The organism is Bradyrhizobium valentinum, assembly GCF_001440405.1.
Classification (GTDB): domain Bacteria; phylum Pseudomonadota; class Alphaproteobacteria; order Rhizobiales; family Xanthobacteraceae; genus Bradyrhizobium; species Bradyrhizobium valentinum.
The window spans coordinates 22,600-45,228 of sequence record NZ_LLXX01000074.1 but is presented as its reverse complement, the minus strand read 5'-3'; the positions used below and the strand labels follow the sequence as shown (position 1 = coordinate 45,228).

The 22,629-nt window shown below is 58.4% G+C and carries 14 protein-coding genes and 6 pseudogenes; 7 read left to right on the top strand and 13 right to left on the bottom strand.

The genetic code is table 11. The annotated features are described in order from the left end of the window. Positions 1-236: 236 nt before the first annotated feature. From CP49_RS42675 to CP49_RS12080, 3 genes and pseudogenes are all read right to left on the bottom strand, one after another. On the bottom strand, positions 237-440 hold the full coding sequence (locus tag CP49_RS42675; protein ID WP_082645986.1) for a cold-shock protein: 204 nt from the start codon (positions 438-440) through the stop codon (positions 237-239). Positions 441-701: 261 nt separating this feature from the next. Continuing rightward, a pseudogene (locus CP49_RS42670) lies at positions 702-890 on the bottom strand (Txe/YoeB family addiction module toxin); the annotation flags it as partial. A gap of 11 nt (positions 891-901) precedes the next feature. Then, positions 902-1,281: pseudogene (locus CP49_RS12080) on the bottom strand (SOS response-associated peptidase family protein); the annotation flags it as partial. A 190-nt stretch (positions 1,282-1,471) separates the two neighbouring features. Between CP49_RS12080 and CP49_RS12075 the strand changes: the two are divergent. The 3 genes and pseudogenes from CP49_RS12075 to CP49_RS47190 form a co-directional block, all read left to right on the top strand. After that, positions 1,472-1,762, top strand: coding sequence for a DUF2604 domain-containing protein (locus CP49_RS12075; RefSeq protein ID WP_057850477.1), 291 nt, complete (start codon positions 1,472-1,474; stop codon positions 1,760-1,762). After that, positions 1,755-2,372 (top strand): putative metal-binding protein, encoded by a 618-nt coding sequence (locus CP49_RS42665; protein ID WP_082645984.1) that lies wholly within the window; start codon positions 1,755-1,757, stop codon positions 2,370-2,372. Before CP49_RS12075 ends, CP49_RS42665 begins: the two co-directional genes overlap by 8 nt. Then, a pseudogene (locus CP49_RS47190) lies at positions 2,369-2,659 on the top strand (Mov34/MPN/PAD-1 family protein); the annotation flags it as partial. The gene CP49_RS42665 and the pseudogene CP49_RS47190, both read left to right, overlap by 4 nt. An 11-nt stretch (positions 2,660-2,670) precedes the next feature. Here CP49_RS47190 and CP49_RS47185 read toward each other — a convergent pair. Beyond that, entirely contained in the window at positions 2,671-2,868 is a 198-nt protein-coding gene (locus CP49_RS47185; RefSeq protein WP_057850474.1) for a hypothetical protein, read from the bottom strand. Here CP49_RS47185 and CP49_RS12055 point away from each other — a divergent pair. After that, positions 2,861-4,396, top strand: coding sequence for an E2 ligase fold family C protein (locus CP49_RS12055; protein ID WP_057850473.1), 1,536 nt, complete (start codon positions 2,861-2,863; stop codon positions 4,394-4,396). The genes CP49_RS47185 and CP49_RS12055 overlap by 8 nt on opposite strands. A 201-nt stretch (positions 4,397-4,597) precedes the next feature. Here CP49_RS12055 and ahpD read toward each other — a convergent pair whose 3' ends face one another. From ahpD to modB, 6 genes are all read right to left on the bottom strand, one after another. Next, the gene (ahpD, locus tag CP49_RS12050) at positions 4,598-5,146 is read right to left on the bottom strand and encodes an alkylhydroperoxidase, AhpD family (protein WP_245310661.1); all 549 of its coding nucleotides are present in this window, start codon (positions 5,144-5,146) and stop codon (positions 4,598-4,600) included. A gap of 3 nt (positions 5,147-5,149) precedes the next feature. Next, positions 5,150-5,704, bottom strand: coding sequence for a peroxiredoxin (locus tag CP49_RS12045; protein ID WP_057847949.1), 555 nt, complete (start codon positions 5,702-5,704; stop codon positions 5,150-5,152). Between the two features lie 663 nt (positions 5,705-6,367). Next, a complete protein-coding gene (locus CP49_RS48920; RefSeq protein WP_338060347.1) occupies positions 6,368-6,754 on the bottom strand; it encodes a DUF2478 domain-containing protein in 387 nt (128 codons plus the stop codon). A 324-nt stretch (positions 6,755-7,078) separates the two neighbouring features. Further along, entirely contained in the window at positions 7,079-7,735 is a 657-nt protein-coding gene (gene modA, locus CP49_RS12035) for a molybdate ABC transporter substrate-binding protein (RefSeq protein WP_057850472.1), read from the bottom strand. Positions 7,736-7,918: 183 nt separating this feature from the next. After that, complete coding sequence (gene modC, locus CP49_RS12030) at positions 7,919-9,166, bottom strand: molybdenum ABC transporter ATP-binding protein (RefSeq protein WP_082645982.1); 1,248 nt, start codon at positions 9,164-9,166, stop codon at positions 7,919-7,921. After that, the gene (gene modB, locus CP49_RS12025) at positions 9,163-9,849 is read right to left on the bottom strand and encodes a molybdate ABC transporter permease subunit (RefSeq protein ID WP_057850471.1); all 687 of its coding nucleotides are present in this window, start codon (positions 9,847-9,849) and stop codon (positions 9,163-9,165) included. The genes modC and modB overlap by 4 nt, the downstream gene beginning before the upstream one ends. 546 nt (positions 9,850-10,395) lie before the next feature. On the opposite strand from modB, the pseudogene CP49_RS47180 reads away from it, so the two are divergent. Beyond that, positions 10,396-10,806: pseudogene (locus CP49_RS47180) on the top strand (cation:dicarboxylate symporter family transporter); the annotation flags it as partial. Positions 10,807-11,271: 465 nt separating this feature from the next. Then, positions 11,272-11,400 carry a DUF433 domain-containing protein gene (locus CP49_RS49215; protein ID WP_082637901.1) on the top strand — a complete coding sequence of 43 codons (129 nt, stop codon included), beginning with the start codon at positions 11,272-11,274 and terminating at the stop codon, positions 11,398-11,400. Between the two features lie 578 nt (positions 11,401-11,978). Here the strand turns inward: CP49_RS49215 and CP49_RS12015 are convergent. Next, positions 11,979-13,294 (bottom strand): annotated as a pseudogene (locus tag CP49_RS12015) (MFS transporter). 100 nt (positions 13,295-13,394) lie between these two features. On the opposite strand from CP49_RS12015, the pseudogene CP49_RS12010 reads away from it, so the two are divergent. Then, positions 13,395-13,909 (top strand): annotated as a pseudogene (locus CP49_RS12010) (TauD/TfdA dioxygenase family protein); the annotation flags it as partial. A gap of 31 nt (positions 13,910-13,940) precedes the next feature. Here the strand turns inward: CP49_RS12010 and CP49_RS12005 are convergent. Then, on the bottom strand, positions 13,941-15,374 hold the full coding sequence (locus CP49_RS12005; RefSeq protein WP_057850469.1) for an MATE family efflux transporter: 1,434 nt from the start codon (positions 15,372-15,374) through the stop codon (positions 13,941-13,943). Next, the gene (locus CP49_RS12000; RefSeq protein WP_057850468.1) at positions 15,367-21,834 is read right to left on the bottom strand and encodes a non-ribosomal peptide synthetase; all 6,468 of its coding nucleotides are present in this window, start codon (positions 21,832-21,834) and stop codon (positions 15,367-15,369) included. The genes CP49_RS12005 and CP49_RS12000 overlap by 8 nt, the downstream gene beginning before the upstream one ends. Positions 21,835-22,629 lie beyond the last annotated feature (795 nt).

Genomic DNA, 22,629 nt, shown 5'->3' with positions numbered 1-22,629 from the left:
CGTCATCACCATCGCAGCCATCATTCTATGGCTGCGATAAGTGTCCACACCACCTAGGGCTCGCGCGCTTGTCATCCACCTCGTTTGCTTGCCCCTGCCGACTTCACCGGCAGGGGTTTGCGTTTGTGGTCTCTGCATCCAAACCCACGGATAAGCCCGCTGGTGACCCATGTTTAGCCTACGTCGTGGGTCACGGGGATGATTCGCCATGCCGGCGTGAGCCAGCTGGCTTGAATTCACCCGATTCTTAGATTTTCCGCGGACGTTTTGCCTCGGTTGCTCATTTCTTCATAGCTCACCTTGGCACCCTCATTGAGGCTGCTCAGGCCGGCTTTCTCAACAGCTGAAATGTGCACGAAAACATCCTTGCCGCCGCTGTCGGGCTGGATAAATCCATATCCCTTAGTTACGTTGAACCACTTTACCGTACCTGTCGCCACTGTCCGCACTCCCTTTTGAACCAGTGGGCGACAGCTTAGGTCTCCTGGGCAGTACACCGCAAGAGAAACCCGCCGCCGTGAATCGGGGTACGCCACGATGTAGAACACCGCAGCGGAACGTTGGCACCGAGAAATCTCATACCGGTTACTAACTTCCCCCAACAAACCGAGACAGCCCCCTTCGATGCAAGGGCTGTCTGGCGCTAAGCTTGCGCACGCCTCCGAAATAGGTCTCGAAAGGCGGGATTGCGGACCAGCAGCTCAGTAGTGGTATCGACATTGAGCGATGTCGAGTTGCTGGGTCTCGCTCTTTCCATTGAGGCGGTAAACGAGTCGATGCTCTCCGGTAATGCGCCGCGACCACCAACCCTTCAAATCATGCTTAAGGGGCTCCGGTTTCCCGAGCCCCTTATGTGGATTGCGCTTGATGTCCTTGACTAGATCGTTAATTGCTTAGAGCGCTTTGCTTCATCCCATGGCGCCGGCATCCAGACGTCACGCTCCTCAGCGGTCGCCAGGATCACGTGCATGGCCTTTGGGTGAATAGGCTCGACAACCGCGTTCGGGGCCGTCGTCAGAAACGAGGTGAGGCCCGGGACCGGCTTGGATTTGGTGCCGCGGTCGCCCTTGAACTCGGTCCCGATGCCGGCGCAGGCACAGAGCGGCCGATCCTCGTTTAGCGCGAACCAGACGACATCCTTCTTCGTTTCGGAGTTCGCTTCGGGGCGCATTCGGCAAAGCCGTTGACGGGCACGAGGCATCGGTTGTCCAGCTTGAGCCACACGCGCCAGTGTGGCGACGACGTGTTCCGGATGTTGCTCACTGGCGGGCCGCCGGTCTGGGCGACTCAAGCCGCAACGGGTCGGAGATGTGGACGAAAGAGCGCTAACGCCTGAAAACTGCGTACGCACGCGTCAAATGAAGGCTTTTCGAATTGCGTCTTGTGGCATGCTCCCTTTTTTTGCACGTCGTCCCCTGCATACGATCGGCAGCATCGATTCCAAGCGCCGCCCACACACAAAAGGACCAAAATGAAGAATGAGAAGAAGCCAGGAAGTGATCAGGGCACGGATTTCGTCGAAATCACGATGGTCGTGAACGGTCAGCCTGTCGTCATTAAGGCCGTAGAGCAGCAGCCGCTGCATGTGGCCCGCCAAAAAGCGCTGGAGGAGACAAAGAACCTGGCTCAACCGCCCGAGAATTGGGAGATCAAGAACGAAGGGGGCGAGCTGTTGGATCCGGACAAGAAGCTAGGCGAGTTTGGATTTGGCAAGGAAGTGACGCTGTTCCTGAGTCTCAAGGCTGGCGTGGCCGGTGGCTGACCTCCAAACTGTCGATCCCGAGGTCTCGCGCGTAAAGTTCGAGCGAGAGCTTGCCAACTATCGGAGCATGGAATCGGCCTATCGCAAGAGGGGCTGGATCCTGCTTGACGCAGAGTTTCCGGAAATCTTCGTGGTTTTCGCGGCGACTAAGCCGAGACCGCCTCCGATCGTCGCTGCCATCGTGCTGAATTTTACGGATCACGATCTGCGGCCGCCCTCCGTCAGGTTCGTGGACCCCTTCACGCGCGAACCGATACCCGCCAAATTGCTCCAGGTGCAAATGCTTCGCCGTGCGGCAATCCCCGGCGCAACTCCCGAAACCATTCGGGCGCTGGCCCAGCAGGGCGGGGTGCAACTGACAAACATGATTCAGTACAACAGCCCTGATGATCGGCCATTTATTTGTCTTCCCGGCATTCGCGAATACCACGACAATCCCGCTCACACCGGTGATTCATGGCTAATGCATCGAAGCTCTGGCGAAGGATCCTTAGTTTTTATCCTCGAAAAGATCTGGCACCACGGGGTATCACCGATCGAGCATTACCAGGTGCAGGTCCAGATTCCGGCGGTGAACGTGCTGCCCTCATTACTGGCCGTACCGGAATGAATCAGATCGCGGACGTTACGGTCCTCTCGGTAGCGCGTGGCTGCGTAGACGAACTCCATGCCCATTTGCGGAAAGTGGGGCGTGAAGGGCATGAAGGTCTCGGCCTTTGGGTAGGCCGTCAGACGGGGCACCATTTTCAGGTACATAGGACTCTCATTCCCGCCCAGCGCCACATACGTACTGCCGACGGGGTGTGCGTCGTAACAGGACCTGAAGAGCTGCATCGCATAAATGTATGGCTGTACCGGGAGAAGCTTGCGCTCATTGCCCAGATACACAGTCATCCCGGCCGAGCCTATCATTCCAGCACGGACGACGAATACGCAATCGCCACGACGGTGGGGTGCTTGTCTTTGGTCGTGCCGAACTTCGCGCGAGTGCCCTTCGATCTCAGGAACGTCGCATCGTACCGGCTTGACGCGGCTGGAGTGTGGCGCCCCTTGTCGGTTGGCCAGGTTACGCGGATGATTTTAATCAAGGATTGAACAATGGCCATGGCCAATTTCATGGACCGTGCGGCGTCGGCGGCGTCGCGGGTGCTGACCAATTTCAAGATCTCAGCGTTCGAGGACAGGCTTGCCGCGCAAGTGATCGGAGTGTCTTTCGACGGCGCAGCCGTGCAGTCGCCGGAAGGCAGGGCCAGTCTGGATATGATCATCAGGCTGTTGTCGCGTCTTTATCCGACGATCGCGCTGCGGCCGCTCGATGCAAAGGCGAAGGATCATGGTCCAATCCTGGAGTTCCTGGCGAAGTCCATAAATCCTGAGATCGAGCTCGCCAAGACCAGGAAGGCCGTCACGGTTTCCGTGGTCGTTGGAAGCAGTCCGTCGCGCACTAAGTGTCCGACCTTCTTCATCGGCTCGGACGGATGGAGAGCCAAGCTTTCGAGCCGCGGTCTGGTTGGCTCCGGCGAGTCGATGAATCCGTTTGGCGCGGGAGCTGCGTCATGCTTCGCCGCAGCCAACGTCTTTCGGACGGTATTTGCCGACCAGCTGGATCAGGGCGACGCTGACGAACTTATCGACCTGTCAATGCTGACCTACGCCCAGGGCACCCCTGACTCCGGTCGGGGCTTTGAGGGAACGGATATCGGCGAGACTCACCTCGTCGGGCTCGGCGCGATCGGCAATGGCGCCATTTGGGCTTTGGCTCGCACGGCGAGCCTTAAGGGATCGCTCCGTCTGGTAGACCATGAGGAGGTCGATCTTTCGAATCTGCAGCGCTACGTGCTGGCCGGCCAATGTGATGTTGGTTCACCAAAAGTGGATCTGGCGCGTGCCGCGCTCGCGGACACAGCGCTGGAGGTGTCGGCGCATTGTGCCAAATGGGACGTCTATGTGAGCGACCGGAACGATTGGATGTTCGAAAGAGTCGCTGTCGCATTGGACAACGCTCCGGACCGCATTGCCGTGCAGGGGGCGTTGCCGAAATGGATCGTAAACGCCTGGACACAGGAGCTTGATCTCGGAGTGTCGCGCCATGGCTTTGATGACGGCCGGGCATGTCTGGCCTGCCTTTACTTGCCTCACGGGAAGATAAAGGACGAGGACGAGAAGATGGCTGAGGAGCTGAAGATGCCGGAGGCCCAACAAGAGATCCGGGATCTCCTTCAGACGAACAGGCCGGTGGATGTAGGTTTCGTCGAGCGTGTCGCCAAGGCCTTCGACATCCCGTCCGAAGCCCTTAAAGAGTTTGTCGGCCAGTCCGTCCGATCGTTTCACCAGCGGGCAATCTGCGGGGGGATTGTCATGCGCCTGACGGACGGAGCGCAGCCTGTGAGAGCCGTTGTGCCGATGTCATTTCAGTCGGCTCTCGCTGGCATAATGTTGGCGGCGGATCTCGTGAAGCACGCTTCCGGGCTTCTGAACCTGCAGACCACAAGCACACGGATTAACCTGCTTCGTCCACTCGCGTCGCATCTTCACGATCCCAAGGCGAAAGATACGTCGGGACGGTGCATCTGCGCCGACGAAGACTTCTTAGCTGCATACCGACGGAAGTACCCAAGCTGCAGAGCTCGTTAACTTCGATCTGATCACTATGGAAGGCCTCGCCTCACGGTAGGCGCGGCGAACGTGCGCTCCAACCGGACGCGCTGTTTTCATTTGGAACGGCTGCCAAGCTATTGAAGGTGCTGAGGGGCGCCTTTTTCCAAATGCGCCTTGAAGTTGTTGGATTATCAACCGCATTTGAATTCCAGAACACCCTCGACAAGAGCGGGTGGATCACTCCACCCCCTGGGTCACGCCCATGCCGGCCGCCTCGATCGCAACCGCAACCGACTGCACGATCGCGGCAAAGCGGACCACAGTTTGAATGGCCGCCGAGCTGACGCCGGCCTCCCGCAGCGCCTTCTCATGGGCGTCCATGCAGGCGCCGCAGCCGTTGATGGCACTTACCGCCAGCGACCACAGCTCAAAATCGGTCCTGTCCACGCCGGGCTTGCCGATCACGTTCATGCGCAGCCGCGCCGGCACCGTCTTGTATTCCGGATTGGAGGCGAGGTGAACGAAGCGGTAGTAGACGTTGTTCATCGCCATCATGGAGGCCGCGGATTTCGCCGCCGCGACCGCGGCCGGCGTCATCACGACGGCCGCCGCAGATTCCATTGCGCCGATCACCACGGGATTGCGGGCCGCAATCGCGGTGGCGAGCAACAGCCCGTATTTGCTCTGCGGTGATAGCGTCTCATCCGACATCATCGACGCCAAGTTGAGTCTCACGTCCTTGGCGAAATCGGGAATTTGGTCCTTTAGCTGTTCAATCGACATCATGCCTCAAGCAACTTTCAGGGTTTCGCCGCCTATCTCGCGGTTACAGGCGCAGAGCTCGTCGGTCTGCAGGGCATCCAGCACGCGCAGCGTGTCCTTTGGGCTCCGGCCGACATTGAGATTGGTCGCGTAGACGTGCTGGATCGTATTGTCGGGGTCGACGACGAATGTGTAGCGATAGGCGACGCCGTCGGGCGAACGCACGTCAAGGCCATCGACCAGCCCGCCCTTCGTGTCGGCAAACTGCCAGATCGGCAGATGGTGCAGGTCCTTGTGCGAGCGCCGCCAAGCGAGCTTGCAGAACTCGTTGTCGGTCGATCCGCCTAGCACGACCGCATCGCGGTCGGCAAAATCCTTCGACAGGCGGGCAAACTCCGCGATCTCGGTTGGGCAGACGAAGGTGAAATCCTTGGGGTAGAAGAAGATGACTTTCCATTTCCCAGGGAAGCTGTTCTCCGTCAGCGTCTCGAACGCGCTCTGCCCGTTCTCCTCGTGCAGGTGAAAACCGGGCTTCACGCCTGTGATTTCGAACGACGGTAACTTACTTCCAATTCCAAGCATATTGTCCTCACAAGATTGCTTCGCGTGGAAACCGATGATTCCAGCCTCAGGCGAAGCAAGCGATGTGCCAGGTGATCTCGCGATTCAACTGGCGGAAATGCAACAAACGGATGCTCGTCGTGGAGGCATCTTAACAGCATGGTTTCGATTGAATGGTCCTGCCGTCCTGCATCAACAACTGAGCATGTTGCCGTGCTCGACCGGTTGCGCGCCTTTGAACGATTAGCCCAACTCAACTGTTCGGGTTATGATGCCGAAGGAATGCGCTTGATTAAGATGAAACCCAGCGCGCGCGGCAATGTTCCGCCAAGCCACTGGTCGCTCCCACGACGCGCACGAGGACAGCTGATGTGAGGTGGCGCGGGAACCGGCACTGACGGTGTTTTGATCGAGCCAATGACGCGGCGGACATTCTCGGGGTCAAAATTGTGGATGCCCTCCCGCCCGTGATCAAGCTGTCGGATCTGATGATCGGTAAATAGCCGCTGACGGGATGGAATGCGCGCGGATGCGCGGCAGGCGCTGGGCGATGTCGCGCCACCATTCCTTCACGACCTGGCGCCCGCACAGCAGCGTCGTGCCGACATTTCCGGTGAAAGTCCGCCAGGCGGCATGGCATTTTCAGGGACGGCGGTGAGGACCGGCACGCCAGCAATGATCGCATCAGCAAAATTCGTCGCGCAGGCCCCGGCCGGACGCCTCCTGCTTGGAGAATTTGTTGATCACGAGGAGATCGACGTGAAGCTTGATCGCGCGAGACGCGACAACTGCGGCATCGGCAAGCCCATTAGCATCGAGCTTGCAGGAAATGGCGCCGCTGCCGAGTGGCTGACAGCTCGGAATCTCGCGCCCCCTCGCAACGTCGCGCGCGAGCATGGTTTTCATGCCGTTTGCGCCCTTGAAGTTTCGCTGGACGATGCCGCCGACGCGCACGCCTTGCCGCGCGAGATCCTGGGTGAAGTCGGCGAGCAGCGTATCCGCGTCTTGTTCGGGCCTATAGAGGATTACCGCGACGCGCTTGGGATAGATCTCGGCGTGGTTGGCGATCATGGGCTTGATCCTCTTGGCTCGTTTCAAACCGCGGCGCTTGCCTGTCCAGCATCTACTGCTGGCGTAGATGGCGCGATGCCCTAGCGTTCAGAAGTCGTGAACCAATGAGACGACCCTTGACCTGGGCGAACACGTCCATTCCATAGTTGAGCGTTGGCGCATAGGCAGCGGCGCGTCATGCGCGCTGTGCTGGAGATCGCCGCCACACCTTTGGCCCGTTCACTGAACTGCGCATCGATCGCAAAGCTAGCGAGCCTACCGCTGAAGGCGATTTCGATTCGCTCTGGTGTGGCTGTCCTCACGTGCTCTCCTTGCGCTGCACTTCTAGATCAACGTTGCGGCGAGGATTACCGCAAGGCCGAACATCACCATGCCCATGGCAAGCCAGCTTGGCCACGGAGGCGTTGGGAAGCGGCTGCACCACGAAAGACAGCGCGTACAAAACCCATCCGACCACAAGCCCGAAGGTGAAGGCGAGGGCGCGCCCGCCCCTGAGAGAGGCGAGAATCCCGCGACCAGCTTCGGCTGCGTCGACTCATAGGCGCCGAGCGCTTTAATAGCGTGCTCCGCGGCTGCGCCATAAAGCGCCGCGGCCGGATTGTAGATCGACCGTTTTGCGAAAGTCTCCGCGTCGTTCACGAACTTTTGAGTCGAACTCCAGAGCACGAGGTTGCCGATCGCATAGGTGAAGCGGCTTTCCGGAACCGCGAGACGTTTCTCGAGCAGTTTGCTCGGGCGGGCGTTGTCGGCCGAGAGAAACACCTCAAACGGCGCCCCTTGCGTGATCTGGCTGTAAAACTGTCCGCTCGCGCCAAAGCTCAACAGGGCCTCGCCCAGTCTTCTGCTTAAACGACGCTGCATCTCCTTGGACGGTATGGTGAAGTTAGCGGCGACCGCCACATCGATCTCCGCCGCTTCCGCATTTCCGAACATAAGCAGCGTCAGAATTGAGTTGATCAGGATCAGTCGGGTAAGCGTCATTGGGCATTCCTGGGATGGGCCGCTGCGATGGCTCTGGCCGCGGCGGCCATTCGCTTCTCATCCCAGCAATCGGCGTGCCGTTCGGGGACATGGTGCGCGCCTTGGTTGACGACAGTGAAACGCGCATAGCTGCCAGCGTGCCCCGTGGAATGTGGGTCGCTTTGCCAGCTTCCGATATCGCCGTCAAGTGACATGCGTGGCACGACAAGAGTGGAGGCTTAAGAAGATGCCGCTCGCCTCTCGTGCCGAGCTTCTCGTTTCACGCCGCGGCGTCGCTTGCCTGTCCCCACGATCTGCTGTTGGCGTGGAAGCTGGTATGGTTTGCAGTGGCGGTTCAGAGGTCGAGAGCAGCGAGACGTGCTTGAGCTGGGCGAATACGTCCACTCCATCCTTGAGCCCTAGCGAATCAAAGGAGAAACGCGTTATGCGCGCCAAAATCTCCGTGCCCGAGCCCCCGGCGCCGAGCGCAAGTACCAGCGTGATCTCAGCCGCGCCGAGCGGCAAACAGGCTCTGATGCGCGCCGGAAAGACATTGAGGATGGACCCTGCGCGCGGTGCTTCGCGCGCGACGCTGACGTCGTAGGCAGCGATGCGCAGCCGTTGGTGCACGCCGGGTGCAAGCGGCGGCGCCGGCACCAACAGGCGCGCACCTTTGAGGCGGAGAATAAGAAGCCCATAGCGCCCATCATAGCCGCTCACCACGGCATCAAGGCTGATGGCGGCTTCGCGGCTCGCCGCAAGCGGCAGCGCAGGATCGGTCTGCAAGACATGTAGCGGCCCAGCCGCGGTTACCATGCCGCGCTCCATCATAACGAGATGATCGGCAAAGCGTTCAATCTCCGCCATGTCATGGCCGATGTAGATCATCGGCAGCGCGAGCTTCTCGGGCAGGCGCTCGACGAACGGCAGAATCTCACGTTTGGCGCAGCTGTCGAGCGCGCCAAGCGGCTCGTCCATCACAAGCAGTCTGGGCTGAGACAACAGCGCGCGACCCATGGCGACGCGCTGCCGCTCGCCGCCGGAGAGATGCGAGGGAGAGCGGTCGAGCAGCGGCGCCAGGTCGAGCAGTTCGAGCACCTCATCAAACGCGATCGGCGTCGGTTTGGGTTTGGGCGCACCGTAAAGCAAGTTGCGCCTGACCGACAAATGGGGAAAGAGGCTCGCCTCCTGAGACACATAGCCGATGGAACGCAGATGCGGTGGGCGGAAGGTAGTCTTGTCCTGCCATACCTCGCCATCGATGGCGCAGAAGCCGGCCGGCAGACGCTCGAGGCCGGCGATGCAGCGCGCCACCGCAGTCTTGCCGCAGCCTGGCGGGCCGAAAATCGCCGCCACGCCTTTGGCCGGTACGCTGAATCGCGTATCGAGTGGAAAGCTAGCGATACTGCCACTCAAGGCAATTTCAATCCGGCCCGGTGTGGCTGTCCTCACGTGCTCCTCCTTCTGCTGTATTTGTCGATCAAGGTTAAGGCGAGGACTACCGCAACGGCGAACATCAGCATGGCGCCGGCAAGCCAGCTTGCTTCGCGCCAGCGCGACTCTTGGACAAAGTCGAAGAGAAAGGCCGACAGCACCTTGGTGCGCCCAGGAATGTTGCCGCCGATCATCAGCACGACGCCGAACGTGCCGATCGTATGCGCAAAGCCAAGCACGGCGGCTGTCAAAAGACCCGGTCGCGCCAGAGGCAGGGCGACCGTGAAGAAGGCATATAACGGTGAGGCGCGCAGAGTGGCCGCGATCTCCAGCGGGCGGTCACCCATGGCAGCGAAGGTGTTGCGGATGGGCTGCACCACCAAAGGCAGCGCCGACAAAACCGATCCGACCACGAGCCCCGCAAAGGTGAAGGCCAGCGTGCGCCCGCCCCACAGAGAGGCGAGAAGGCCGACCGGGCCGTTCGGGCCGAGCAGGGCGAGCAGATAAAAACTGAGTACTGTTGGCGGCAGCACCAGCGGCAGCGCGATCATCGCGGCCACAGCCTCAGTCCAAAGGCTCTTCGAGCGTGCTAGCCACCACGCGAGCGGCGTGCCAACGATCAGCAGGATCACGGTCGTCACGCTCGCGAGCTCGATCGTGAGCCCGAGCGACTGCCAGATTTCTGGCGAAAAGCCATGCATGTGCGTCAACTTAAGCGTTCGAGCACAGAGCACATGGTCATGCTCGCGCAATGATTGCGTAGGCTAACGGGCCCCTTACGGAAGGCGCGCGTCGCTCGGTTATTAGCGTCATTCTCCAACCGCACCAAGATTTCTGCTTGAGGGGTGCGATGTCCCCGGCCGGCTCGGTGAACTTGGCGGCAACCGCGACATTGATGTCCGCCGGTTCTTCACTGAGCATAAGCGGCATCAGTGCTTTAATCGGGATCAATCGAGCGCGGCTCATCGGACACTCCTGAGACGGGGTCGCTGCCAGCGCTTTGGCTGCGGCGGGTTTGCGCCTGATCCCAGCAATCGCCGTGCCGCTCGAAGGATTCTGGTGAGCGCCTTATTTGGCGAGAGAAAAAGCGCGTAACTGCCTGCTTTTGGATGACGTTGCCGATTGTCGGACTTCCGACATCGTCGTCTTGGAGCGGACAAGCTGGCCGCTCGTGTGATGTCGGCCGCCTCTCAACGCGCGGCGGCCAGATATTCGAGTTCGTATTGGGGCAGGAAACTCATGACAAGATCGGAACTGCGGCGGCCGCGCGGGCGTCTCGACCCTGGTGAAACCTCCTTTATGTGCAAGCGCTGATCGCGATCCTGATCGGTGTCCTCGTCCGCTCCTGTCGCCGTCTCTTCCGACCAATAACTGCGTCAAGGCGCTCGGCGACGGCTTGATCAAGCCGATCAAGATGGTGATCGCGCCGATCATCTTCTGTAAGGTGGTTTCCGGGATCGCTCGCATCCGTCATGCGAAAAAGGTCGGCTGGGTCGGCGTCAAGGCGCTGGTCTAATTCGAGATCGTTCCACTTTTGCCCTCATTCTCGGCCCGACCATGGGCAGTTCCAGATCGGCCATGGGCTTGCCGCCAAGCCCGACAGCGCGGCGGTGGCCAATTACGTCAAGCAGGCGGAAGCCTCCAACGCCGTCCATTTCAACGCTGATAAGCTCACCAAACTGACGAACATGCCAAAGTAGTGCTAATCACCGACAATTCTGTAGGCTCTGCACTGGCGGCGCGGTGTTGGGCTCGAGAAAAGTCTTTCCGCTGGGGGCGAGCCAATCAGTTCGGCTTCACTCGGTAACCGTGAGGCCAAGCGGCAAGGCGGTACGGCGCCTTGCATACGCTCCGCGTCGACATCCTCTTTCAGCATCGAGCGAATTCGGGAGAGCCGGGCTGGCGAGACATCGACGATTTCAAGCTGGGCAGTTCGTAGGCTTTGCGCGAAGAAGGGCTGGCCCGCGAGCATTAAGGCGTCGCAAGAATGAGCAATTTCAGCGCAGCTCTCATGGACTAGCCCTGCCTACCGCAGCTTTCGTTGTGCGAGAAATTGGCAATAGGATAGTCGCTGTGCGCAGAGCAGTCATTGATTTGGGTCAGCCGGGGATGCCGGCAGGCGCATTCCTGTTCGCAGCATCAAGTCATTCGCAGAAGGTGGAGTTTCAGGTGCGGATATCCGCAAGAAATACCCGACTGTGACGGAAAACGCCATCCGCGCGGCGATCGCTCACAAAGACGTTGCAGCTTGAGCGTCGGCGTCCATATCCGAGAGACTTTTTGGATGCTGGCTTTCCGTAGGAAGCATACCCATCAAGCATGGTCGCGAAGCAATTTTCTACCGCGATCTCTTACACGAAAATGGCGCGGATGACGTGGTGTGCGATACGCCATTAGCTTAACAATGCCATCCTCATCGCAATGGACGGCGATATGAAGTAGTTTCCGAAACGCTTCGGCATCCAGCCACGCCAGTACCAGTTGACCGACTTAGTCTGATACGGCTGTGCTGTAATGAAGTGGTTGCAGCAAAACGGCCTGATCGGGCAATTAGTCCCATTGAGCATGAATGAACGTTCCGCGGAGATAAATTCTCTCGCCGCCTCTGGATCGAACTCGGCGCGCACCAACTTCGGACGATCAGGTGAAAGCAATCGATTCCGGCTGGACGCAAGCTTACGTCGCTAAAGGCGCGGCGCCCATCCTCCGGCATCGTCCCGTCGCCCTCGTCTGGCAGGCCGGCTCCGCAAAGAGCGGAAGCCGATGCAACGCATCATGAGATTGGGAACCTGGCTGGAGCCGTAACCCGTTATCGCATTGTCCAAAGCTGTTACGGGCTCCGCGCGTTCGCGGCTCGAATTTTCGACGGTGCCGTCTCGGGCATCATCAGCATGGCGCAGAGCCCGGCCGCGGTAGCGACAAGCATGTACCAAGCCGGCGCCAGCGCGTTCCCAGTAACGTGGGTCAGCCAAGCGACAACGAGTTGAGCTGTGCCTCCGAAGGTCGCTATCGCAACCGCGTAGATCGTCGCGAAGGCGCCGCCGCGGATGCTCTTGGGCATGCCTTCGACCATACCAACATAGAAGGCGCTATACGGAATCGTTCCGACGAGGGTGAGCGCGCCGAGACCTCCGAGAAGCGCCATGGGACTGCGGCTCTCTACGATCCACAAGAACACCGGATAGGTCATCAGCAGCGCGGCGATCTGCGGCCATATCATGATGGGCCGGCGTCCGGCCCGATCTGCCAGCCAACCGCCCAGGAGTGCGGCAGCAATGCCTACTGCATTGCTGACGACCGTGGTCGCAAAGGCGAGAGGCGCGGCAACTTGCAGGGTGTTCAGTGCATAAGTCGTCATATATTCCGTGACATAGGTGATAATCGTGCAGCTGGCCAAAATGATCAATCCCAAGCTCATCATGCGGCGGCTGGCACGCAATTTCCTTGCGGGCTCGACGGAGAGGGCCGGCGCTTCAGGTCGGTGCAGCGTTTCGGGCAGGGCCCTGCGCAACCAAAATCCGACCGGTAACGTACAGGCACCGAGCAGAAACGCGATCCGCCATCCGTACGCATCCAGCGACTCGCTTGTCATGGTGAGGGAGAGTATTTCTCCGACCAGCGCTCCGGCCGTTGCAGCTATTTGTTGGCTAGCAGGCTGAAACGAGACGGCAAGGCCCCGGCGTCCGGCCGGGGCCACTTCCATCAGATAGGACCGACTTCGCCTCCCAGGGCGAAGCCCTGCACCAAACGCGCGAGAATAACCAATAACGGAGCGGCGATACCTATCGTGTCGTACGAAGGCGTCACAGCCAACACGAGTATAGCGGCACTCATCATGACAAAACTGGCGGTCATTGCGGGCCGGCGTCCAACTCGATCCGAGTATGAGCCGATCACAATGGCCCCGATGGGTCTGGTGACGAAACCCGCTCCGAAGGTCATGAGCGACAGCATAAGGCTGGCGAACTGATCCTGCGCCGGGAAGAACGCGTGACCGATCTGGATGGCGAAAAAGCTATAGGTCCCGAAATCGTAGAATTCGAGCATATTGCCGATCGTCGCGCCCAACACGGCATGGCTAGTCAAGCCTTCATCTGCCGCAAGGAGGGTCGGCTTCGAGCTTCGCTGAGTGAATTGTTTAGCCATGCATGCTGATCCGTCTCGAATGCGGTCCTAAAACAATTCGACCAACTATGTGGAGCACCTTGAGCTCTCATGAGCAAGAAGCGGGTTCGCGCGACTCACCATCGGCGCTGAAATCAGGAATATCAATCTCTCGGGCGATTTGCCGGACCCGACGATTGCTGCGATCAAAAGGGTTCTACTCGAGCACAAAGTCATCTTCTTCCGCGGCCAATGTCATCTCGATGACGCCTAGCAGGAGCGATTCGATTCCGTTAAAGCTGGTGTCGCATCCGACCTCGGTGTCACCAAGGGAACGGCCTCGATCCTCGAGCTTGATTCCGCCCGCGGAGGTGGCCAGGCCGATGGGGCACGTCGATGAACCTTTGCCGATGCCTATCATAAGATTTTGGTGCTGCGAGCCGTTGTAATCCCACCATTTGGCGGCGATACGGTCTGGTCAAACACCGCGGCCGCTTATCTCGACCTGCCGCCGCCGCTGCAACGGCTTGCAGACGAGCTCTGGGCGGTTCACAGCAACGTCCTCGACTACGCCGGAATGGCCCGTGTCCACGAGGTCGACAAAAAGCATTTTGACGACGTCTTCACCAAACCATCTTCGAGACCGAGCATCCCGTGACAATGCATTGGGCCCCGATGATGTCCGTTGTCAGGTCAACCCGCGTGCTCGATCGCTCTTGAAGTTACGGTGCCGGAGCGCTCGTCTGAGCTCAGCGAACTGGTGGAACATGACGAACAGCGCGATCATTCCGGCGCCCAGTTCAGCGATTGCTTGACTGGCCAACAGGCCGCTGAAACCCCATACGACCGGGAATAACAGTACGGCCGGTATGAAGAGAAAGCCCTGCCTCGCCAAGGACACAACCGCACTGAGGCGTGCCCTCCCGAACGACTGAAGCATCGTCGTCACGAAACTCTCAATACCAAAAAGTCCAAAAAAGAGATGGAAGACGATGCAGGTCGAGACGGCAATTTCCGTGACCTTATCGCTATCGCTGAACAGCCTGACCAAAGGCCGGGCAAAAATCACTACAGCCGCAGAATACGCAACGGCAAGAGCAATAGTCATGGAGAGTATGAACTTCGCAGCCTTTAATACACGAGCAAAGTCGCGCGCGCCCCAACCGAAACCCAGGACAGCTTGAGAGCCTATACAGAAGCCGGTGATAGGCAGTGCGCCGATCGTCAAGATTCGCACAGCTATTCCCACGGCCGCGATGGAATCGTCGCCGAACGGCGCAGCAGCCCAGTACAAGAGCATAACGGCAATAGCAGATAAAATACTGGTCATAGTCGCCGGCGCCCCTATGAGCGCGAGCTGTCTGATGCGATCTGCTCGCAATGAGATGTGAGATATCCTGACGAGGACTATCCCGCGAAGCTTCGTAAAATACGCGATATACAGGCTAATAGCGGCGATCTGAGATACCAGCGTTGCGAGGGCTGCGCCTCGCACACCGAGGTCCAGTAAGAATATGAAGACGGGATCAAGCACAGCGTTGAGTATGAAGGCGGTAATCATCGTCCACATGCTGAATCGTGTGTTGCCTTCGGCTCTGACGATGAAGCCGTTGACGATGTTTAGAAGCATCAGGGTGTACCCGAACAAAAGCGTCTCCGCGTAGTCGAGCGCCACGGGCATGATGGTTGGAGTGGCCCCGAGCGTTACGAAGATCCCTCGCAGATTTAGAAGTAGAGCGACGGTAAAGGTGATACCGATCGGAGCGGCGAGCGCAAGTGCAGTACTCGCGCCTCGACTCGCCTCCAGGTGTTCACCAGCGCCAAGCTGACGAGATATCAACGACGCTGTTCCAACACCGATCCCCTGTCCGGCTGCCGCGAGCAGGATCACGATCGGCAAGGTCATGCTGACAGCTGCGATCGCCTGCGCGCCAAGTGCGCCAACAAAGATCGCGTTGACGGCCTGCTGTAACGCGTTGATCGATAAGCCAACAACAGACGGAATGGCGAGCCGCAGGATAAGGCTCGAGAGATTAGGGTCCGATAGATCGATGTGCTGCTTTTTCTTCGGCAAGACATCGCGATCGCCTTCGACGGCGAATTCCGCATCCGGCTCATTCATGGATGAAAGTGTCGCGAGCTCTTCCGAATTCGCTGATCGTCTGCAACAGCTCCTGTTGCAATACCGTGCAAAGATTGCGGGTCACCTCATAACCGACCTGGGTTGGATTATACGTCGTTTCGATCTGGAGATGGCCGGCTTGATATCCGACATCGAACCAGAAGAGGTGAATCACGGCCGCTTCATCCATGTCTGCGCCGATCCAGAGTGGAGAAGGTTCCTTGGCTAAGAGACGGCGTGGAAAATGGCGCTGCAAACCCGCTCGATAATTCAATCCAATTCTGGGTAAGGGCAGGCGATCGATCCGGCTCCGCACGGCTGGATCTCGGTTTAGGAATTTCATGGCCCGAAAGCCTATTCCCCTGCGCGGCAGGGCATTGCGCTGGCGGTATATTGAACGAGCACGATCGGGACGGGGCTCCGTTCCGGTGAGACTCAAGGGAAGCGGAACGAGCTCGCTGATATGGCCGATGATCTGAGATGGATCGAGATCGTCAAACAGCCGACCTCGGATTGAGGTAAGGCTATCAATCCAGAGCGAATAGTTGCCGAAAACGCGTCCAAAGGCGCCAGATATGGCGGCAAGAAACACATCAAAGTCCTGACAATGTGCCAATCTGGCCGCAATATTGAGGAGATCAGCTGTCGCTTCTTTGTCAATCTCGAGATGGTACTTGGCCTGATCTTCCCAAAGGGATCGGCAATTCGCTTCATCGATGCGACCTTCAAGGCGTGCATGGTGAAGCTCTCTCGCGGTCACTTTCGAAAAGCTCGCGCCGCCCGATGAAGTGTCGCTGACGTGCAAATTGAACTGATGGTAGTCAATCCTCTCCCAGTATTCGAGTTCGGCTGGCGCTTCGCTGTTGGCGTAGTGCTCAAGGCGCTTCAACCATGGAGAGAGCATTTGTATGTTCTCGGGACCACTCACGGCGTGGCCTGAGGCAAGGGCGTTGTACGCCCCATCCAATGCTTCCAGGAACAGTCGATAGCCTATCCCGTCCGCTACAAAATGATGCATCAGGACCAGCAGGTAGTAATCGCCACTTTGCGATGTGCGGAACACCGTGACGTTAACAAGAGGCGTCTGGCCGTCAAACCGAAAGGTATGTTGACGTCTTGCTGAGACGCTCTCGATTGCCTTACGCTGCTGTAGGTCGGTCATTCCGACAAGATCGATCTCCTCCACGAGGCGCTCGGCCACGGAAGGTCCGATTGTCGGACGTAGACCATCGTCAGTTCGGGCAATACGGAGTCTGAGACCTTCGTGCCTATCCATGACATGGGCAAGAGCGCGCTCCAGGATTCGGATATTCAGGACGCCGCCGGGCAAGAAGAACAGATCGCCGATGTTGAAATGCTCATCGAAGCCGACAAGACGGTTCCAAGATGAGATTGCCGGGATAACTGGCAATGAGGCATCCGCGGAAGGGAAGGTATGGAGTGTAACCGCCGCTCCGTCTGCCGCCAATTCCCTGATGGTCGGTGTTCGATAGAGTTGGTCGACAGTGAGATTCAGTCCGGCTTTGCGCGCCAGCGTGACGCAGCGCACGCTCAGAAGAGAGTCTCCGCCGATATCAAAAAAGCTCTGATCGATTCCGACCCACTTGGCGCCTAATAGATCCTGCCAGATCCCAGCAAGAATACGCTCCTTCCTCGTGCGTGGCTCAGCAGATGGAACAGGCCCGACCTCGCGGTAAGGAACGGACGACAGGCGAGCACGATCGATCTTTCCGCTCGCCGTAAGGGGGATAGTGTCAACCAAACGGAAGGCGGCGGGAATCATGTAGGACGGCAATGTGTGGCGCAGGTGGGTAACAATATCTCCAGAGCTTAGACTGTCGCGAGCCGGAACCACGCTAGCCGTCAAGCGACGATGGTCATTCATGCCTTCTGCGAGGACCGCGGCCTTTGCGATTGCGGGATGAGACTCAAGGGCCCTTTCGACCTCCTCCAGCTCGATGCGAAAGCCCCGTACTTTGATCTGGTTGTCCGATCGGCCGCAAATCTCGAGAAGGCCGCTGGTTGAGATACGGGCGATATCGCCACTTCGATAAAGAACGCTGTATTGTCCGTCATCATACGGATTCGGCACGAAACAGCGGTTGGTCCGATCTTGATCCCGCCAGTACCCAGCGCTCACGCAGCGTCCCGCGATGCAGAGTTCGCCGGCGACTCCGACAGGGACTCTCTTCAACTGTGCATCGAGCACGTAGAGTTTGACGTTATCTATTGGGCGCCCAACAGGGATGAGCGATGAGCCGTCGTAGGCACCCGATGTTTCGTAGACTGCTGCATTGGATGCACATTCCGTAGCACCATAGAAGTTCCACAACGGCACGTCCGGGAAATACGCGTGCCAGCGACCCGGGAGCGAGGAAGGCATCGGTTCGGCGCTGCTCGTGACCAACCGCAAGGCGGTCGGTCGCGGGTGCCGTTCTTGGGAAGCAATGAGGCCGGATAGGAGCGGCGGCGAGGCAAATAAGTGTGTCACGCGACGTCTCGCCAACGTGCACAACAACAGATCTGGATCCAGCAACTGCTCTTGGGTCAAGATCAGCGCGGGCACACCTCTCAGAAGCCCCCCAAAGTACTCCCATGCCGACGCAACAAGTGATGCGGACTTCTGGACAACCATCACGTCGGTACTGTCGAAGGGAAAGCGTCGCCACATCCAGTTCAGTCGATTGAGAATTGCCGATTCCGGTATAAGAACCCCCTTCGCCTTCCCGGTTGAGGACGACGTGTATATGAGGCTCGCAATTCCCTGATCTGATGGTTTGTCGCTGCGCTCAAAATCGTGCACGGGCGCGCCGCACCCTTCAAGGGTCGATAGACGAATCGACGGCACGTCAAAACCAAGATCAGAGGTATTTGCGTGAACCAAAAGCTTTGCCTGACTATCTCGCAGGATATGTTCGATCCGATCACGCGGATAATCCGGCGATATGGGGACAACAATGGACTGCAAGGCTCGTGCTGCAAGAATAACAGCGGCCACGTCAGGCGACCGGTCGACCAGCATGGCGACCATATCGCCAGCCCCCACGTCAGAAGCCCGCAGTAACAACCTGATAGCTGTTACGCGCTCACGCAGGTGGTCGAATGTGATCTCACCGAAATCACCAAAATATGCCACCTGGCTGCTATTAGAGACGCTGATTTGCTCGAACGCTTCGATAAGCGGACATTCAGTCTCATATGGCTGCGCCGAGCCATCCAGTGAGTCCAGCACAGTGACATCTGACGCGCTGAGGCAGCTCAGATCTTTAATGTGCGCAAGCGGCCTCTCAACGCAGGCTGCAATCAGACAGCGCAGATTGTCGGCCATGCGGACAATCAGATCGCTGGAAAATATGTCTTCCGCATACGCTAGCTGGAGGGCAATTTCATCGCCGTGATCTTGTGCGTACAATGTCAGATCGAATTTTACATAGCCGGTCTCATATTCGCGGAATGTCAGATCCAACTCATGTTGGCCAAATGGCTCCGCGGCCTCGGAGTACATGTTGAACATGACCTGGAAGAGCGGTGATCGTTCAGCTTCGCGATATAGCCGGGTATCCCTTACCATCCAGCCGAACGGATATGCCGAATTTGCGATGGCATCGCCGACCAGGCCCTGGATGCGCATCGCATGAACCGCAAAGGACTGGTCGACATCGATCGCGGTGCGGATTGGCAGCATATTCAGGAAAAAGCCAACAATTTCGGCGCTGCCAGGTTGATCCCGTACGACGTGCGGTATGCCAACGATAATATCGTCTTGGCCGCTATACATCCGCAGCAGCAGCTTGAAGCACGCGAGGAGTGTTGTCGACGTGGTGCACCTATGTCGGCGCGCAAATTCCCGTACCTGATTGGAGAGCTCGCTGCCAAGCAGCACCGCATGCGAGGCGCCGCGGTAGGAATTTGTCTGCGGCCGCGCTCGTCCCATTCCAAGCGAAAGCACCGGCGGATCATCGCCAATCTGACGACGCCAATAGCTACGCTGGTTGGCCAGCGCCTCTGAAGTAGCGTGTTGTGTTTCCCAAACCGCGTAGGTCGAGAGTGACGCGCGGTTCTCTGGCAAAAGCGCCGCGGCATCTACGTACCTTTGTCGAAGGTCCCTGAGTAGAACAGAGATCGACCAGGCATCGATGATAATTTCGTGAGCGGTGATCAGTATGAGATGGTTGTCAGGGCCAAAACGGATCATGCGCGCGCGAAAAAGATGGCCTTGGCTGAGATCAAAGCTGCCGTTCAGCTCTGTTCGCCGTAACTCTGCGACCAGCTCCTCAGCTTCCTGCGCCGTGAGATGAGATGCATCAGCCAATTCAAGACTTGCGTATTGAGGAGCATCAAAAAGCTGAACCGGACCGTCCTCGTCGATAAAGCGTGCCGAAAGTGCCTGATGGGAATGAACGACATCGGTCCAGGCGCGATTGAACGCCGCCAGATCGATCATGCCCCTTATCCGCAGGCCGCCTTGAATGATGTAGTTCCTGGCAGACGGATCGAGCTGCGAGAGAAACCATAGGTGCTCCTGAACTCGCGTCAGAGGCGATCGCATAAGCTTTCCGTACGTCGGGGCTGTGCGCGGTTTGGAGCCGACCCCGGCCGAGATCGAAGCCGCAAGAGATCGGATCGTTCCATTGAGGACTAGCCTGAAATCCGTTCTCACTCCGAGCTGGGTCTGCAACTGGCCCAATATGAGCATTGCCCGGAGCGAGTCTCCGCCGAGGCTTATGAACTGGTCCTTCACGCCAATGTTCTCAATACGCAGAACGCCGGCCCAAATTTGACACAGCTGGGCTTCGAGCTCTGTTTGCGGCTCCTCGAATGGAGTCGACAATGGAGGGCGAACACTGGTCGGGTCCGGCAATGCCCCAAAATCGACCTTTCCGTTTCTGGTCAGTGGAATACTGGCGAGGTGGATGATCCTTTCTGGGAGCATGTAGGTGGGAAGCGCTTCGGCAAGAAAATTCTGAAGCTCGCCTTCCGTTACTTCAGCCGGAGTTGACACATACGCGATGAGTCGTCTCGATCCAGTTTCCTCCTCGGCCCTGATTATATCTCTCGCCATAAGCTTTACGCCTGCGCAGACGGAGGCGACCGCGACGGCGCCACGTACCAAATGATGAGCGGAGAGGCGGGCCTCGATTTCTCCCAGCTCAATTCTGTGCCCGCGGATTTTGACCTGACGGTCCCGTCGACCGAGACATTCCAAAAGGCCATCGGAACGAATGCGCCCGAGATCACCTGTCCTGTATAGGCGCTGGAACGACGGGTCGTTTGAGAACGGGTTTGGCCCAAAGGCATCCTTGGTGCGGACATCGTCATTGACGTAACCAGCAGCGACACCAACGCCGCTAACACAGATTTCGCCGACCTCTCCCGTGTTGCACAGCCGCGGTCCGTCGGCGACATAAACCTCAAGGTTAGAAATCGGTTTGCCGATCGGCACATAAGGGTCAGCCAGCGCAGGTGCTACGGAAACCAGATGATGCGTAACGCCGTCCGCGCACTCGGTCGGCCCGTAATGATTGAGAATGGGGACCCGGGGATATAAGGCAAGCCACGCGCGCGCCATGCCGGGTGTTAGAGGTTCTCCGACCGTTGAAATAATCCGCAAACTGTCCAGAGCTCGCTCAGCCGCCGCAAGCGACTGCAGATATTCAACAAATATTGCAAGCATCGACGGAACGAATTGAACAACCGTCACGCCGTATCCTTGAATTGCTTTGAGAAGGGATACTGGCGATTTCAGTGTTGCATCATCAATGATCGCGATACAGCCTCCGACGCTAAGCCCTGCCAGAAGCTGCCACAGCGAGATGTCAAAGCAGTGCGATGCCGTCTGCGCGATGCAATCGGTCCGAGTGAGGGTTAGGGCATCAATCTTCGCCACCAAATGATTGTTTAGGGCTGCGCGCTTGATCATTGCTCCCTTCGGCTGGCCCGTCGAACCCGACGTAAACAGAATGTAGGCGAGTCCATCCTCGCGCGATGGTGGCACAACAGACGAAGTCTGGCCCTCGCGCAGCGCCGCCTCTATCGCCATGAATTGCGTGGTGCCTTTGCTGCTCGCCTGAAGTAGGCTGAGCGAATCCGGCTGGTCTGGGCCAATAATCAGCGCGCAGCGACTCTGCTCGATCATGAATGATGTGCGCGAAGCCGGTAACGATGGATCGAGCGGCAGGTACGTTGCTCCAGCCCTCAAAATTGCGACTACCGCCGTCGCCCAGTCGAGGTCCCGCTCACCCCAATAGCCAACGACTAAGCGGTCAGCGCCCCGCTCTCGTAACGTCCTTGCGAGGGCATCCGATCTTAATCGCAGCGCTTTGTAGGTGAGTTCGTCTGCGCCGTACCTCAGCGCAACCCTCTCCGGATCCGATCTCGCAACGCGATCGATCGCCGAGATCGCGTCGGTCGGTTGACGTTCTACAAGCAGATTTTTGCCTGATCGGTTTTCCGTAGGCATACGCGTCCCGCCATTCGTCGCCTTCTGCGGCAATTAAAGTAGAACACCGAGGATCCTGGGTTGAGGGTGTCCATTGCGTAACCACCCTGGTGCTGCCAGTCATGGTGTGCCGTTTTGTGCGTTTCTTAGCTTCTCGTCCTTTGCGTTCACTACTGTTTCCTCGATGAACACGGCCGGACGCTAGGGCCTCAAGTTGGCGTTGGCATCTACCGGATCTGGTAGTAGACACGCGGGTAGTCTGCATGGCGCCCGCAACCAAACGCGCCCAGAGACTCGCTCCGGCTTGTGATTTCTTGCATTTGTAGGCGCCTGGACAATGGTTTTGTGCGCTCCTCATGAAAGCGGACTTGGCGGTCGCCGGGCAACAGGTCGCCTGCGGTGACCAAGCGGTAACATCGAATGTGCAAGACCAACACAGAGGCGTGTTACCGTTTTCCACGAGGCCGGCGTTGTTTGTATAGCCGCTGAAGGGCAGTCGTTAAGCGCTCAAACGTTTTGACGCTCTTGGCTGTAGCTATTGGCGGCGTAACGAGTCGTGGGCGTGCAGAACCATCCACCGGGAGGTCCTTGGTCTGCTGATCGTCCGCCTTGGTGCACACGAAAACGCGCTCAGAAACGTTTGCTGTGAACGGCAGGCGACGTCCAGTCTACCCGAAAGGGCGTACCGATACGGTTTCCGAACCGGAATTGAATTGCGGGTGGCGCCTTCGCTTAGCCTCCACGAGACGCTTGCTCGGCAACTCCTTTTCCTAGAGCAGAGCCGATACGAATAATGTTGCGGCAAAGCCACTTAGC